Consider the following 16,198-nt stretch of genomic DNA (forward strand, 5'->3'; position numbering starts at 1 on the left):
GGCTTAACCTAAGGCATCCTCGCACGAATGGCGCAGCACGGTAATCTGTCTTATTTTTGTGCTGAACCGCATTTTTAATCGTTGACAAGGCTATATCCGCTATAGGCGCTCTGGTATGATGAGTGCCCATTACGATCCAGAAAGCAATGAGAACACACAGTTATGGTTATTAAGGCGCAGAGTCCAGCCGGATTTGCTGAAGAGTATATTATTGAAAGCATCTGGAACAGCCGTTTTCCACCCGGATCGATCCTTCCTGCCGAACGTGAGCTTTCTGAACTGATTGGCGTAACGCGTACAACGTTACGTGAAGTGTTACAACGCCTGGCGCGAGACGGCTGGTTAACCATCCAGCATGGCAAGCCCACGCGCGTTAACGATTTCTGGGAAACGTCGGGTCTGAACATTCTGGAAACCCTGGCGCGTCTGGACCACGATAGTGTACCGGCTTTGATCGATAACCTGTTGTCGGTGCGCACCAATATTTCTTCTATTTTTATCAGCCGCGCGCTGCGCCACTATCCTGAGAAGGCGCGTGAGGTGCTGCAGGCCGTCGCGCAAACCGACGATCAGGTGGACAGCTATACGGAACTCGATTATCGGGTGTTTCGCGGCCTGGCGTTCGCCTCGGGCAATCCGATTTATGGCCTGATCCTGAATGGGTTGAAAGGGCTGTATACGCGCGTTGGGCGGCATTATTTCTCCAATCCGGAAGCCCGTAAAGTCGCCCGCGAGTTTTATCTGACACTGCTCGACCTGTGTGACAAACAGCCCACTCAGGATGAAATCGTGGAGTGTGTCCGGCACTACGGACGCCAGAGTGGAGATATCTGGCATTCGATGCAAAAGAGTATGCCGAACGACTTAGGCGCTAAGCGCTAAAAAAAACCGGACTGCGCGTCCGGTTTTTTTATGCCTGTTTTAGAGGGGAACATTGCGCGGCGGATTGCGATCCAGCAGTTCGACGCTGCCATCTTCATTCTGCTGTTCCAGAATCACATCAAAGCCCCACAGGCGGTGCACGTGCTTAAGCACCTCCCGACGGCTCTTATCGAGTGGTGCACGGCTTTGTGGCACGTAGCGCAGCGTCAGGGAACGATCACCCCGTAAGTCCACATTGTAAACCTGAATATTGGGCTCCAGATTACTCAGGTTGTACTGTGCCGAAAGCTGCTGCCGAATGGCCCGATAGCCGGACTCGTCGTGGATCGCGGCGATTTCCAGATAATTGTTGCGGTCGTCGTCCAGCACAGTGAACAGCCGGAAGTCACGCATGACCTTAGGCGACAGGAACTGACTGATAAAGCTTTCATCTTTAAATTCACGCATCGCGAAATGCAGGGTTTTCAGCCAGTCAGAACCGGCAATATCCGGGAACCAGTAGCGATCCTCTTCCGTCGGCGACTGACAAATACGTTTAATATCCTGGAACATGGCAAAGCCCAGTGCATACGGATTGATACCGCTGTACCACTGGCTGTTGTAAGGCGGTTGATAGATTACGTTGGTGTGGCTGTGCAGGAACTCCATCATAAAGCGTTCTGATACTTTGCCTTCATCATAGAGGTGATTCAGGATGGTGTAATGCCAGAAGGTCGCCCAGCCTTCATTCATCACCTGAGTTTGTTTCTGCGGATAAAAATACTGGCTCACCTTACGCACAATGCGCAGAATTTCACGCTGCCACGGCTCCAGCAGCGGCGCGTTCTTTTCCATAAAGTAGAGCAGGTTTTCCTGCGGTTCAGAAGGGTAGCGCGCCGCTTCAAAATGCGCGGCTTCTTTTTCACGCCGCGGTAAGGTGCGCCATAAGGTATTGACCTGGCTTTGCAGATACTCTTCGCGGCTTTTTTGCCTGGCCTTCTCTTCCTGCAGGGAAATTTTTTGCGGACGCTTATAGCGGTCCACACCGTAATTCATCAGGGCGTGACATGAATCGAGCAGGCGCTCCACTTCTTCAACGCCATAGCGCTCTTCGCAGTCAGCAATGTAATTTCTGGCAAATAACAGGTAATCCACAATGGAGCTGGCATCGGTCCAGCTGCGGAAGAGGTAGTTATTTTTGAAAAAGGAATTATGCCCATAGCAGGCGTGCGCCATAACCAGCGCCTGCATGGTCATGGTGTTCTCTTCCATCAGATAGGCGATGCAGGGGTTAGAGTTAATCACGATCTCATAAGCCAGACCCTGCTGCCCATGCTTGTAACGTTGCTCAGTCTCAATAAATTTTTTGCCAAACGACCAGTGCGAATAGTTGATGGGCATACCGACGCTGGAGTAGGCGTCCATCATCTGCTCGGAGGTAATCACTTCAATTTGGTGCGGGTAGGTATCCAGACCGTAGTGTTTCGCTACGCGGTCGATTTCAGCGAGATAGACATCCAGTAACTCGAATGTCCAGTCGGGCCCGTCGCTGAGTCGTTTGCTGTCCATGATGGAATCGTCAAAGATTGTTGTCATAGCGCACCTCTGTTTTGGCGAACGGACTCACCCTGACGCGTTGTCCGTTACGATTTATTTAAGGCTCTTCCTGAGAAAGGAACCCAAAAAAACTGAGTGAACAGATCAATGATAGTTCACTGTCGCTTATCCGATCCGGGAACTCAAACGAATTCTTTGGCAGAAAAATCATTTCAGGTTTACCGCGCTGGGATTAAATAGCTCCATACACTGAATATTTGTCACTTTTCAGCATTAAATGCTGACTTTTTTCAGAGGGGGAGATTATGAAGGATTCTCCTGTGAAAGGCATAATTAACCAGAACCGGTGTCATTTATGCCTGATTTTTTAATAAAGGACGCATAATTCTCTGAATTTGAGGGCGTGAAATGATTTTAGTTACCTGTAGGCGCAAAAAGAGGTGAAATGGATGGATTGTGTAAAGGATGTTTCTACTTTGTGAACACTCTGAATGTTAACCGGTGAGTAGTGGATTATGCTTTTTATTTTCGCGGGGGACTTATGCACGTAGTTATTCTTGGTAGTGGCGTTGTGGGCGTAACCAGCGCGTGGTATCTGGCGCGCGCCGGCCATCAGGTCACCGTGATCGATCGTCAGCCTCAACCCGCCATGGAAACCAGCGCGGCAAATGCCGGGCAGATCTCGCCAGGCTATGCGGCGCCCTGGGCTGCACCCGGTGTGCCGCTTAAGGCGATGAAATGGATGTTTCAGCGTCATGCGCCTCTGGCCATCCGGCTGGATGGCAGCCGCTTTCAGCTTGAGTGGATGTGGCATATGCTGCGTAACTGTGACATGCAGCACTACCAGCAGAATAAAAGTCGCATGGTCCGGCTTGCTGAATACAGCCGCGATTGCCTGAAGGCCCTCCGCGCCGAAACGGGCATTGCCTATGAAGGCCGACAGGGCGGCACGCTCCAGCTATTCCGTACGCAACAGCAATTCGAGAGCGCAAGCAAAGACATTGCCGTTCTGCGCGAGGCCGGCGTGCCCTATGAATTACTGGAGTCGCATCAGCTGGCCAGCGTTGAGCCTGCCCTTGCGGCGACGCAGCATAAACTTACCGGCGGTCTGCGGTTACCAAATGATGAAACCGGCGACTGCCAGCTTTTTACCCAGCGTCTGGCCAAAATGGCCGAGGAAGCCGGTGTGGTCTTCCGCTTCAATACACCCATCGATCAGCTGCTGCGCGACGGTAACCGGATTTACGGTGTGAAGTGCGGCGATGAGGTGATTAAAGCCGACAGCTACGTCGTTGCGCTGGGCTCCTGGTCCACCGCGTTGATGAGAAATATTGTGGATATCCCGGTCTACCCTCTGAAAGGCTATTCCTTAACGATTCCGGTGACGAATGCCGATGCGGCACCCGTCTCCACCATCCTGGACGAAACCTACAAAGTGGCCGTCACACGTTTTGATAACCGTATTCGAGTCGGCGGTATGGCAGAAATTGTGGGTTTTAACACCAAACTGCCTGAAGCGCGTCGCGAAACGCTGGAGATGGTGGTTACAGATCTTTATCCTGAAGGGGGTGATGTCAGCCAGGCCAGTTTCTGGACAGGCCTGCGTCCTATGACGCCAGACGGTACGCCGGTTGTCGGGGCGACGCCGCTGTCCAATCTTTATCTGAATACCGGACACGGCACACTGGGCTGGACAATGGCCTGTGGCTCCGGTCAGTTACTAGCTGATGTCATTTCCGGCACGTCGCCAGCGATTGCATCGGACGATCTCACGGTCTTCCGTTATTTGCCTGGTTTTGCGGCCAGCCGATCACCGCTTCGTAACGTTAACGCTACACGTTAAGCCTTCAGGGAGAGGAAGTATGTCACGTCCAATTGTCGCAACCATCAATCAACAGGCGTTGCGACATAACCTGGCCATTGTGCGTCGTGCGGCCCCCGCATCACGTGTCTGGTCTGTGGTGAAAGCCAATGCCTACGGCCATGGCATTGCCCGCGTGTGGGAAAGTCTGTCCAGCACCGATGGCTTCGCGTTACTGAATATGGAAGAAGCCATTCTGCTGCGGGAGCAGGGGTGGAAGAAACCCATCCTGCTGCTTGAAGGCTTTTTTCACCCTGACGATCTGACCTTAATCGATCGTTACCGTCTGACGACCAGCGTGCACAGCAACTGGCAGATTCATGCCCTGGCCAATGCGACGCTCTCGGCGCCTGTCGATATTTACCTGAAGATAAACAGCGGTATGAACCGACTGGGCTTTCGCCCTGAACAGGTAAATGGCATCTGGCATAAACTGCGTGCGCTGGAAAACGTCGGGGATATTACGTTGATGGCGCATTTCGCTGATGCCGAGAATCCCGACGGCATTGTAGCGCCGCTACAGCGAATCGCTGACGCCACCGAAGGGCTGGACAGCCCGGTCTCGCTGTCCAATTCGGCCTGTACGTTGTGGCATCCTGAGGCGCACCGGGACTGGGTGCGACCGGGGATCATTTTGTATGGTGCGTCACCCAGCGGTGACTGGCAGGACGTGGCCAGCAGTGGACTTCAGCCGGTGATGACGCTGTCCAGTGAAATCATTGGTGTGCAGCAGCTTCAGGCCGGAGATGGCGTGGGTTATGGCTATCGCTACCGGGCATCCCAGCCGCAGCGAATAGGTGTTGTCGCCTGTGGCTATGCCGACGGTTATCCTCGCCATGCGCCTAATGGGACGCCGGTTTTTGTTGATGGCGTGCTGACGCAGGTCGTGGGTGCGGTTTCGATGGATATGATTACCGTTGATTTAACACCCTGCCCACAGGCGGGCATTGGTTCACCTGTCGAGCTGTGGGGAAACAATGTCAAAATCGATCAGGTAGCAAAAGCGGCCGGAACGGTAGGTTATGAGCTGATGTGTGCCCTGGCCCCACGCGTTCCGGTGAACGTTATTTAATCGCTGTAATCCGGCTGTGCATGTTTTTACTGCAGCGCCAGGCGAGGAACGCCAGCGCTGCACCCAGCAGCATCATCAACGCCAGCGACATTTTCTCTGCCAGTGGCAGGGCGACAATAAGCAAACTCCCCGCTGCACCGCCTGCCATCTGAATAAAACCCTGTAACGCCGATGCGACACCAGCCTGCTGTTGGTAAGGTTCCAGCGCATAGCTGGTGGCCGGGCCGACGGTGAAGGCCAGTCCGGCTACGGCTACGGCGACAGGGAACATATACAGCGCCCAGTGTGACTGCAGGCTGTCAGGCAGCAGTGTCATACCGGCCAGCAGCAGGCCAGCACCCAGTAGCATGGTCAGGCAACCCATCGCCAGGCAAAATGGCCTGCCCGCCTTACGAATCGCCTTGTTTACCACCACGCTCACCAGCATGATCCAAAAGCCATTCGCGCCAAAGGCAAAAGAGAATGCCAGAGGCGACAGGCCGCCCTCGGTCATCAGAATGTGGGGGGCCAGCGAAACATACGTCAGCACCATGCCCAGTGCGCCCGCATTCGCAAAGGCAAAGGCCAGAAAGCGCGGCTGACGAAAAATGGCGGCATACTGATTAACGGGAAGCCCTTTTACACGCAGCGTATCGGCCGGACGGGTTTCCGGCAGCCAGATAATGACCATCAGCATCACGACGGCGGCATAAGTACACAGGAACCAGAAGGGCGCGCGCCAGTCAAAGGCGCTGGCCAGCAGTCCACCCAGCAACGGTGCCAGTGCGGGCACGATATTCAGTGCGCCATTCAGAAAGCCATAAGCCCGGGCGGCGTCATCACCACTTAACCGGTCGCGTACGCCGCTGAACGCGACGACGGCACTGCAACATACCGCACAACCCTGTACGACGCGGGCCAGCAGGAACAGCGGGAAGGAGGTGGCGGTGGCCGCAATGGCGCTGCCCGCTATGTAGAGCGTCAGGCCCAGCAGCGCAATAGGTTTACGCCCATAGTTATCGACCAGCGGGCCGCTCACCAGCTGACCCAGTCCCATTATCAGCAGGAAAAGGGGGATCGTTGTTTGTATCAGCGTCACCGGTGTTGACAGACCTTCTGCGATCTGCGGCAGCGTGGGTAAATAGAGATCGATGCCTAAAGGCGCCAGGAGCACCAGGCTTAACAGCAACAGGGTATATTTTTGCATAGCAACCAGAGGGTAAACGTACGATAAAGCGAGGGAAGAGGGTAATGATTAATAAAGCAAAAGGAAAGCGAATTACCAGGGAAATGGCGATGCCTGTCTGAAACAGGCAACGCAGGCTAAATCAGTACGCGCCGTCGCGGCGTAATACCACACCGGCTGTTTTAAACAGGATGGCAATATCCGTCCAGAGTGCCCAGTTTTTGACATACCAGGAATCAAAGTAGACACGGGTATCGTAGTCAATGTCGTTACGTCCGCTCACCTGCCACAGGCCGGTCATCCCGGGCTTCGCCATCAGATAGTAATCCACGTCGCCGGCATAACGTTCCAGTTCCGCTTCGATAACCGGACGTGGGCCGACCAGGCTCATTTCACCCCGAATCACATTCCAGAGCTGAGGTAACTCATCCAGGCTGGTTTTGCGCAGGAAGCCCCCGATGCGAGTAATGCGCGGATCATTTTTCAGCTTGAAGTCTTTGTCCCATTCGCGACGCGCTTCTTCGCTGGTCGCCAGCAGGTTTTCCAGCACCTCTTTGGAATTGGTAACCATCGAACGGAACTTCAGACATTTAAATTTCTTGCCATCCTGACCCACGCGCTCGTGACCATAAATGGCATTACCGCCATCACGCTTCACCATATAGCAAAGTAAGGCAAAAACCGGTGCCAGGAAGAGCAGCAGCAGCGATGCTACCACAATATCAAATCCCCGCTTCAGGAAGCGTGACGAATGCTTCGCCAGGTTATTGCTGACGCGCAGAATCATCACTTCATGGCTGAAGATAAAAGACATGTCTGTGCCGTAAAGCGGTACACCGCGTAATGTTGGGATAACCGACACGGAACGGCAGTTCATTTTGGACAAGAATTTCAGCCAGCGGTCGCGCTCAGGCTGCTGTTCGTATTCCATTGCCACAATGAACTGCACATTGTCACGGTCGATGGTCTGCCAGTTAATATCGTTGGCGGAGATAACAGGCACACCATTAACGCTCTGCTGCAGCGGTGCGTCTTCAACGGAAATAAACGCCTGAACGTTATACCCGAGAATCTCCTCGCTTTGTAATGCGGCGTAAGCTTCGGTAGCGTTACGGCCCGAGCCAATGATGATGGTTTCTTTTTGCCATTGTCCGGCCCGGTTAATCGCGCTTTTCACGCCTGCACGCATTAACGGCAGCAACAGCAGGGCATAGCTCCAGCTGAACACCCAGACCATGCGGGAGAAGTCCCATTTGGAGAAGGCGATTAACGCCAGATCCAGCAGAGAGAACACGACGAGGGTTTTAACAATCTCTTTCAGTTCAAACCAAAAGGGTTTGCGGTAGGTATAGTGACGCAGGCGCATCCAGAACCAACCGGTGCAAAGCACCGACATAATAAACTGCGCAATAAAACGGTTCTCAATTTGATGGGGTGGAATAAAGGCATCAAGGTCGCCCCAAATTCCCTGCACGGTCGCGGCAGAGAGAAACAGCGCTAAATTCAGCGCAATGAGATCTGAAAAACTTAACGCAAGCTTTACAAGAATATTTTTACGAAGACCGCTCCACGAGCGAGTCGCATTGTTCATTACAATTGTACTTGCCATAAAACCTGCTCTCTTTAATGAAGTAAAAGATGGCCTGACCAGAATCAAGTACGCGTTCAGGGGTTAACGACTGAAAACCCGAAACCGGGACGTTTTCAGTTTGTTACAGTCATTAGAGCCATTGATGCTGCAAAAAACAGATTCTCTAAACGTGAGACAAGTCACGTAAAAATGCAGCAATGGAGAAGAGTATGCAGGAGATGTTTGACAGAGTTAATACGGAATAATTCTTAAAAAGTCAGGGGATAATCGCGCGGGTTTTGTTTAAGTTATTGATATGCAGAATAATGTATCAGAGATAAGCGTGATGCACGAAGATATTCAGGTCCATTTTTAGGAATTACCGCCAAACGGGCTGACTGACGGTAATCCTCCGGGCTTACGCGGGTTTTTTTAATACCCAGCGGTCTTGTTGTTTATCGTAATGACCGATCGCTAATATCACTTCTTTACCGTCGATCCAGGCCGGTACGCTGGTTTCCTGATCCCAGCCGTCAAGCTGATAACTCAGGCCGGGATTGGTGTGGCAGGGAATACTCACCGTCACCGGGTCTTCGCTGCTGAATTCCGCATCAACAATTTCATAGCGACCAATTTTAACCACGTGACTCATGGATAACTCCCGTTTTAACTGAATGTTATAAAAGCGTAGTGCAATTCAGCTAATTAAACCGCGCTATTTAAATAAGATTATTCTTTGTCTTCATTGGGGCGCACGCCAATTTTAACAATATGATTATCTTCTTTCTCCGCTACCGTCCATGTCAGTTGATTCCATTCTATCTGGTCACCGACCACAGGTGCCCCGCCTAACATACTCATCATCAACTGACCCAGCGACTGTTGCGCGTTCGTATCTTCGTCGAGTTCAAGGCCATAAATCTGCGCGACATCATGAAGTCGCGCGTCGGCATCCAGAATAAAGTCGCCGAAGAAACGTTGATCCAGCGAGACAGGCGGCGACTGACTGAACATTTTGCCCAGCGCAGGCAGATCGCGCTCACGGCCAATCACACAAATCACGTCATTCTCTTTTAAACGCGTTGCGCCGTTGGGGTGCATTAACACGTTATCCCGAAACAGCGCGGCGATACGGGTTTCACGTGGCATCTGTAAATCCCGCAGCGCCGCGCCAACGCACCATTTGTCGGCGCTGAGCTGATAGACGAACTGCTCCCACGGATTCTCCGGATGAATATCCAGCCCGATACGGCTAATCGGAGAGGCGGTAGGCGGAACCACTACTTTGGCTTTCTTCGCCGCAAAGCCCAGCGAGGTGCCCTGTAGCATCAGGGAAACCAGCACCACGAAAAACGCAATATTAAAATAGAGTGAGGCATTCTCCAGACCGGCCATCATCGGGAAGACGGCCAGGATAATCGGCACTGCTCCCCGCAGACCGACCCAACTGATAAAGATACGCTCCCGCGCCGTGAAGCCACGGAACGGTAACAGGCCGATAAACACCGACAGCGGACGTGCCACCAGAATTAACCACAGGGACAGAATCATCGCCGGAACAGCGATATGCCAGAGGTCGGAGGGCGTGACTAACAATCCCAGTACTATAAACATGCCGATCTGGCTGAGCCAGGCCATACCGTCAAAGGTCTGCAAAATGCCGAAACGGTTGCGGATAGGGCTGTTACCCAGTAAGAAGCCGCACAGATAGACGGCGAGGATGCCGCTGCCTTCCAGCACGGTGGTCAGCGCAAAGACCAGAATGCCGCCGCTCAGTGCCAGTAAGGGATACAGGCCGGGAGCCAGATTCATGCGGTTAATCAGTTGCTGTAGGGCCCAGCCACCGCCCAGACCGAGGACAATCCCCAGACCGAACTGCTGAATCAGATGCACCACGAACATCCAGTCCAGACCGGTTCGTCCCTGCTCAATCATTTCGATCAGCGTAATGGTCAGAAACACCGCCATCGGGTCGTTGCTGCCGGACTCAATTTCCAGCGTGGCACTGACACGTTCATTCAGACCTTTGTCACCGAGCAGGGAAAATACCGCAGCCGCGTCGGTGGAGCCGATAATCGCACCAATCAGGAAGCCCTGCATCATATCGAGCCTGAACAGCCAGGCCGCGACCATGCCAGTCAGGCCTGCCGTAATGATCACACCTACGGTTGCCAGTGATAAGGCCGGTCCGAGCGCCACCTTAAAGGAGCTGGCTTTGGTGCGCATGCCGCCGTCCAGCAGGATGATTGCCAGGGCAAGGTTAGAGATCAGGTAGGCCGCCGGATAGTTATCAAATGCGATGCCGCCAATACCGTCAATGCCGGCCAGCATGCCCAGCGCAAGAAAGATCACCAGGATAGGAATGCCTAATCGGGACGAAAAGGAACTGAGCAAGATACTCGACGCAACCAGCACGGACCCAATAATGAAAAGACTATAAACAATAGTGTGGTTCAAACGCGGTCTCCTGAGATACGGCAGCCAATGTCAACTAAGGTGTAGAAACATCCATGCTATGTCTGCAAGATAATGTTTTATCAATGAGTTGTCATTGTCATTTTGCAATTTATCTTAATTGCTAATGCCCTGGATAATCCCAGTTAACAAGGCTAATAGGGGAGTTAGATAGCTTGTAGCAGGCAAGACCGCATTTTAAGAGGTTATAAATACAATAAAAAAAGCCGACTGGGCGTCGGCTTAGTGTCTCAGGCTTCCATTGCCTGTTTGTGAAACAGCTCACGAAACACAGGATAAATATCTTCGGGCTCCCGAATGTGCTGAATCGCAAAGTTGTCGAACATTGACTGCAGATGTTCGTATTCGCGCCATAAGGTCTGATGCGCGCGACGTGTTATCTCGATGTAGGTGTAGTAACGCACCACCGGCAACAGGTTTTTTGCCAGAATCTCGTGGCAGAGCGGTGAATCATCTGCCCAGTTGTCACCATCCGACGCCTGCGCGGCGTAGATATTCCATTGCGCCGGATCGTAGCGCTCCTTCACAACCTCATCCATCAGTTTCAGTGCGCTGGAGACGATGGTGCCGCCGGTTTCCTGCGAATAGAAGAACTCCTGCTCATCGACCTCTTTGGCCTGAGTATGATGGCGGATGTAGACCACCTCGACGTTTTTATAAGTCCGGCTGAGGAACAGATAGAGCAAAATATAAAAGCGTTTTGCCATATCTTTCGTCGCCTGATCCATTGAGCCGGAGACATCCATCAGGCAAAACATGACCGCCTGGCTGGAAGGCTCGGGCCGCTTCTCGAAGTTTTTATAGCGCAGGTCAAAGGTGTCAATAAAGGGCACTCTGTCAATGCGCGCGCGCAGTTCGGCAATCTCCTTGCGCAGGCGTTCCTCTTCGAGTAACTGAGCGGGCTCTGACTTTTCTACGTCGCTGAGGGCATCCTCAAGCTCATGGAGCTGGCGGCGCTTACCTGCCGTCATCGCTGTACGTCGGGCCAGGGAATTTTGTAAAGAACGGACCACGCTGATGTTGGCGGGAACGCCATTCGAGGTAAAACCGGCACGGTGCGTTTTGTATTCATTCAACTGGCGGTGCTGATTTTTCCGCAGATTGGGCAGCGCAAGATCCTCAAACAGCAGATCCAGATATTCATCTTTGGAAATTTGAAAAACAAATTCATCCTCACCTTCACCATCCTGACTGGCATTTCCCTGACCTGAACCGCTACCGCCCCCGCCTTGTGGGCGTTCAACACGGTCATTTTGCACGAAGTGATCATTGCCTGGATGAACGCGATGACGTTGTCCACCCCGCCCCTGATGAAAAATGGGTTCATTGATATCATCTACGGGAATAGAGACGGATTCGCCACTGCTGACGTCGGTTACCGAGCGTTTGTTAATGGCCTCGGAAATCGACTGCTTAATCTGCGACTTGTAACGACGTAAGAAGCGCTGGCGATTAACCGCACTCTTGTTTTTACCGTTCAGTCGGCGATCGATAAAATAGGCCATGATGTTCCCCCAAACTACATTGCAAGCAGGCCGGGCTGACCCGACCTTAATATGACCGGTGCTGTCCCGCACCGGTTTGCTTACAGACTTTGATCAGGACGATTTACGCACGCGCAGATACCATTCACACAGCAGGCGAACCTGTTTGCGGGTATAGCCTTTTTCCATCATGCGATCGACAAAATCGTCGTGTTTCTTCTGCTCATCCGTAGAGGTTTTGGTGTTGAACGAGATAACCGGCAACAGCTCTTCGGTATTGGAGAACATCTTTTTCTCAATGACCGTACGGAGTTTTTCATAGCTGGTCCAGTTGGGATTTCTGCCATTATTATGCGCTCTTGCACGCAGCACAAAATTGACAATTTCATTACGGAAATCTTTAGGGTTACTAATCCCGGCAGGCTTCTCAATTTTCTCCAGCTCGGCATTCAGCGATTCACGGTCAAATAATTGTCCGGTATCCGGATCGCGATACTCCTGATCCTGAATCCAGAAATCCGCATAGGTTACATAACGGTCGAAAATATTCTGACCATATTCGGAATAGGATTCCAGATAAGCTGTTTGAATCTCTTTGCCAATGAACTCCGCATATTTAGGAATTAAATAGCCTTTGAGATGCTCAAGGTATTTTTCCGCCTGATCCTGTGGGAACTGCTCACGTTCAATCTGCTGTTCCAGCACATAGAACAGGTGCACCGGGTTGGCGGCAACTTCAGCATGGTCGAAGTTAAATACGCGTGACAGGATTTTAAAGGCGAAACGCGTTGACAGGCCATTCATGCCTTCGTCCACGCCCGCATAATCGTGGTACTCCTGCCAGGATTTCGCTTTCGGGTCGGTATCCTTCAGGCTTTCACCATCGTAAACGCGCATTTTCGAGTAGATGCTCGAGTTATCGGGATCTTTCAGACGCGACAGGATAGAGAAGCGCGCCAGCGTCTCAAGCGTGCCAGGAGCACAAGGCGCAGTGGACAGCTCACTGTGATTCAGCAGCTTTTCATAAATCTTAATTTCCTCAGAGACGCGCAGGCAGTAAGGCACTTTAACGATGTAAACACGGTCGAGGAAAGCCTCGTTGTTTTTATTGTTGCGGAAGGTCACCCATTCGGATTCGTTTGAGTGCGCCAGGATGATGCCGTTAAACGGCAGGGCTGAAATCCCTTCCGTACCGTTGTAGTTTCCTTCCTGCGTGGCAGTGAGGAGGGGATGCAAAACTTTAATCGGCGCTTTAAACATCTCAACGAATTCCATGATGCCCTGGTTGGCCCGGCACAGTGCGCCAGAGTAACCGTAGGCATCAGGATCGTTTTGCGCGTGGTTTTCAAGTTTGCGAATGTCGACCTTACCGACCAACGCAGAGATATCCTGGTTGTTCTCATCGCCCGGCTCTGTCTTGGCGATGGCTAACTGCTCAAGAATCGATGGCCAGACTTTAACGACTTTAAAGCGTGTAATATCCCCGCCAAAGTCATGCAGACGTTTGGCGGCCCAAGGCGACATAATGGTGCCAAGGTAGCGACGCGGTACGCCGTACTCTTTTTCCAGAATGTTAGCGTCTTCCTGCGGGTTGAACAGGCACAGCGGATGGTCGTTGACCGGGCTGCGTTCGCCGTCGGCGCTGAGCACGTAGATAGGGACGCGTTGCATCAGGGATTTCAGGCGCTCAGCCAGGGAGGACTTACCGCCACCCACCGGACCCAGTAAATAGAGAATCTGCTTCTTCTCTTCAAGGCCTTGCGCTGCGTGTTTCAAATAGGACACGATCTGCTCAATCGCTTCCTCCATACCGTAAAACTCTTCGAACGCTGGGTAACGTCCCATAACCCGGTTAGAAAAGATTCTGGAAAGGCGTGGCTCCTGGGCAGTGTCGACCATTACTGGCTCACCAATAGCCATTAAGAGTCGCTCTGCTGCGTTGGCGTATGCACTGCGATCCTGTTTACAGATAGTCAGAAATTCCTGCAGTGTGAACTCTTCGTCCTTGGCAGCTTCATAACGCTGACGATAGTGATCGAATATATTCATAGCGATGCCCGTCCTTTCGTTTTTAGCACAGGTAAAGGAGCAATAATCAGTGCTCGTACAGCTCCCGGAAGATATTAATCTGTTTACTACAGCAACCCTTATGCCAACCTGATCGTTCTTATCGGGATGCACAACTTTTATGGTTACTTGGTAAGTACAAAAACTCGGGTATTAAGTTTAACTGTAGAAGGCATTCAGGAAATTTCATCATAGATTTTTGATTAGTGAGCCACATATCAATAACAAAATCATTTTGTTGCGAAACGTTTTTCCTCAGTTAACCCCCGTTCTGTGATGCCTTCAACCCGGTTATGCCACATTCTGCGGCAAACGCGGTAGATGATTTTGATATAAGGTTAATTCAGTCTGTAAAAAGCGTTAGACTCTATGTGTGATTGTTATATTTATGGAATGAATAAATTGTGAACCAATTCAAACTTAACGTGCTTATTGCACTTATCCCTTGTTATTTTCTGGGCCAGTCAGTACAAGCCGCACCCTTATCGCTCGGTGCATCAGTGATTTATGCGCAGTCACCTTATCGTGGTGGACAGGACCGCTATTTGCCTGTTCCCATCATCAATTACGAAGGGGAAAAATTCTGGTTTAACACGCTGCAGGGTGGCTATTACGTGTGGAAAGACCCACAGGATCAGCTCTCTCTGTCGCTGTTGGGTTCGCCGCAGCAATACGACCCGGATGACAACGATCTGGGGGATATGAAGGGGCTGGATAAGCGCCGAATGACGTTGATGGGCGGGGTGACTTACCGGCATACGGATGACTGGGGCATCATACGGACCTCATTGTTAGGCGATGTGCTTAACAACAGCAACGGTATCGTCTGGGATTTGACCTATCTTTACCGTTTCAGCTTTGGCGACTTTACCTTTACGCCGGGAATTGGTGCATTGTGGAACAGCGCGAATCAAAACCGCTACTACTATGGCGTATCGGGTAACGAAAGCGATCGGACCGGAATTCGTCGTTATCATCCGGATGACAGCTGGTCGCCTTATGTGGAAATGAACGCCAGCTACAGCATTACCCCGCAGTGGAATGCCAGTCTTTCAGGGCGTTACACCCGCTTTGCCAGCGAAATCAAAGACAGTCCGATGGTTGATAAAAGCGGACAGTTTACGGTCTGGACAGGCGTCAGCTATACCTTCTGATGCGGTGCACCCCGGGAGTGCAGGCTGTGCGCTCTCAGGGTGCATATGCCCCCATTCAGTGCAGGAGAACCCGATGACAAAATATATCGATATTGCAGGTCAGCGTCAGATTCCGGCAATCGGTCTTGGCACCTGGTATATGGGGGAAGATCCCGCCAGCCGGCAACAGGAAATCAGTGCGCTTCAGGCAGGGCTGGATGCCGGTTTGCGGCTGGTGGATACCGCTGAAATGTATGCAGAGGGTGGCGCCGAAGAAGTGGTAGGCGATGCCCTGAAGGGACGGCGTGATGAGGCCCTGCTGGTATCGAAAGTTTATCCATGGAATGCCGGAAAACAGGATGCCATCGCCGCCTGCGAGGCCAGCCTGCGTCGTCTGCAAACGGATCGAATTGATTTGTATCTTTTGCACTGGCGCGGCAGTGTGCCACTCGACGAAACCATCAGCGCGATGCAGACCTTGCAGCAGCAGGGCAAAATTCGTGCGTGGGGTGTTTCAAACTTCGACAGCGAGGACATGGACGCCCTGTGGGCCGAAACGGGTGGCGAAAATTGTGCCACCAATCAGGTGCTTTATCATCTGGGTTCCCGCGGTATTGAATACGATTTGCTACCGCTCTGTCGCCAGCGCGCGATGCCCGTCATGGCGTATTGTCCCCTGGCACAGGCCGGTCGGTTACGCAGTCAGCTGTTTACCGACCCCGCTCTGAACGCAATTGCCCGCCAAAAAGGCATCACCGTGGCACAGCTTCTGCTGGCATGGGCGATTCGGGATGGCGATGTCCTTGCCATCCCTAAAGCCAGTTCGCGGGTACATGTTCGTGAAAATGCGGCTGCGCTGGACATTACCCTGAGCGAGGAGGACTGTCTCAGACTCGACAGGGCTTTTCCGCCGCCACAACACAAACTGCCGCTGGATGTGGTCTGAACGCGCT

Annotated in this window: 12 protein-coding genes; 5 read left to right on the forward strand and 7 right to left on the reverse strand. The window is 52.2% G+C overall.

Annotated elements, in window-relative coordinates; genetic code table 11:
• Window positions 1-162 precede the first annotated feature (162 nt).
• Window positions 163-882 carry a fatty acid metabolism transcriptional regulator FadR gene (gene fadR / locus RAC90_RS01970; RefSeq protein WP_033741897.1) on the forward strand — a complete coding sequence of 240 codons (720 nt, stop codon included), beginning with the start codon at window positions 163-165 and terminating at the stop codon, window positions 880-882.
• Window positions 883-921: 39 nt separating this feature from the next.
• Here the strand turns inward: fadR and RAC90_RS01975 are convergent, their stop codons facing one another.
• A complete protein-coding gene (locus tag RAC90_RS01975) occupies window positions 922-2,457 on the reverse strand; it encodes a SpoVR family protein (RefSeq protein WP_033741895.1) in 1,536 nt (511 codons plus the stop codon).
• 502 nt (window positions 2,458-2,959) lie between these two features.
• Between RAC90_RS01975 and RAC90_RS01980 the strand changes: the two genes are divergently transcribed.
• Both RAC90_RS01980 and dadX read left to right on the forward strand, forming a co-directional pair.
• The gene (locus RAC90_RS01980; protein ID WP_375123887.1) at window positions 2,960-4,261 is read left to right on the forward strand and encodes a D-amino acid dehydrogenase; all 1,302 of its coding nucleotides are present in this window, start codon (window positions 2,960-2,962) and stop codon (window positions 4,259-4,261) included.
• Between the two features lie 19 nt (window positions 4,262-4,280).
• A complete protein-coding gene (gene dadX, locus RAC90_RS01985) occupies window positions 4,281-5,351 on the forward strand; it encodes a catabolic alanine racemase DadX (protein ID WP_006119432.1) in 1,071 nt (356 codons plus the stop codon).
• On the opposite strand, the gene RAC90_RS01990 is transcribed toward dadX, so the two are convergent.
• From RAC90_RS01990 to yeaG, 6 genes are all read right to left on the reverse strand, one after another.
• Complete coding sequence (locus tag RAC90_RS01990; protein WP_110267442.1) at window positions 5,344-6,537, reverse strand: multidrug effflux MFS transporter; 1,194 nt, start codon at window positions 6,535-6,537, stop codon at window positions 5,344-5,346. The genes dadX and RAC90_RS01990 overlap by 8 nt on opposite strands.
• 121 nt (window positions 6,538-6,658) lie before the next feature.
• Entirely contained in the window at window positions 6,659-8,125 is a 1,467-nt protein-coding gene (wbaP, locus tag RAC90_RS01995) for an undecaprenyl-phosphate galactose phosphotransferase WbaP (RefSeq protein ID WP_033741889.1), read from the reverse strand.
• 379 nt (window positions 8,126-8,504) lie between these two features.
• A complete protein-coding gene (locus RAC90_RS02000; RefSeq protein WP_033741887.1) occupies window positions 8,505-8,738 on the reverse strand; it encodes a DUF1480 family protein in 234 nt (77 codons plus the stop codon).
• A gap of 77 nt (window positions 8,739-8,815) precedes the next feature.
• On the reverse strand, window positions 8,816-10,543 hold the full coding sequence (locus RAC90_RS02005; RefSeq protein ID WP_033741886.1) for a potassium/proton antiporter: 1,728 nt from the start codon (window positions 10,541-10,543) through the stop codon (window positions 8,816-8,818).
• Between the two features lie 248 nt (window positions 10,544-10,791).
• On the reverse strand, window positions 10,792-12,066 hold the full coding sequence (locus RAC90_RS02010; RefSeq protein ID WP_054633680.1) for a YeaH/YhbH family protein: 1,275 nt from the start codon (window positions 12,064-12,066) through the stop codon (window positions 10,792-10,794).
• A 93-nt stretch (window positions 12,067-12,159) separates the two neighbouring features.
• A complete protein-coding gene (gene yeaG, locus RAC90_RS02015; protein WP_006119423.1) occupies window positions 12,160-14,094 on the reverse strand; it encodes a protein kinase YeaG in 1,935 nt (644 codons plus the stop codon).
• Window positions 14,095-14,516: 422 nt separating this feature from the next.
• Between yeaG and RAC90_RS02020 the strand changes: the two genes are divergently transcribed.
• Both RAC90_RS02020 and RAC90_RS02025 read left to right on the forward strand, forming a co-directional pair.
• Window positions 14,517-15,266, forward strand: a complete 750-nt coding sequence (locus tag RAC90_RS02020) for a MipA/OmpV family protein (protein ID WP_006119421.1) — start codon at window positions 14,517-14,519, stop codon at window positions 15,264-15,266.
• Between the two features lie 73 nt (window positions 15,267-15,339).
• A complete protein-coding gene (locus tag RAC90_RS02025; protein WP_375123888.1) occupies window positions 15,340-16,191 on the forward strand; it encodes an aldo/keto reductase in 852 nt (283 codons plus the stop codon).
• The last annotated feature ends 7 nt before the right edge of the window (window positions 16,192-16,198 follow it).

This window comes from Pantoea sp. CS_6, assembly GCF_041954745.1.
Taxonomy (GTDB): Bacteria; Pseudomonadota; Gammaproteobacteria; order Enterobacterales; family Enterobacteriaceae; genus Pantoea; species Pantoea stewartii.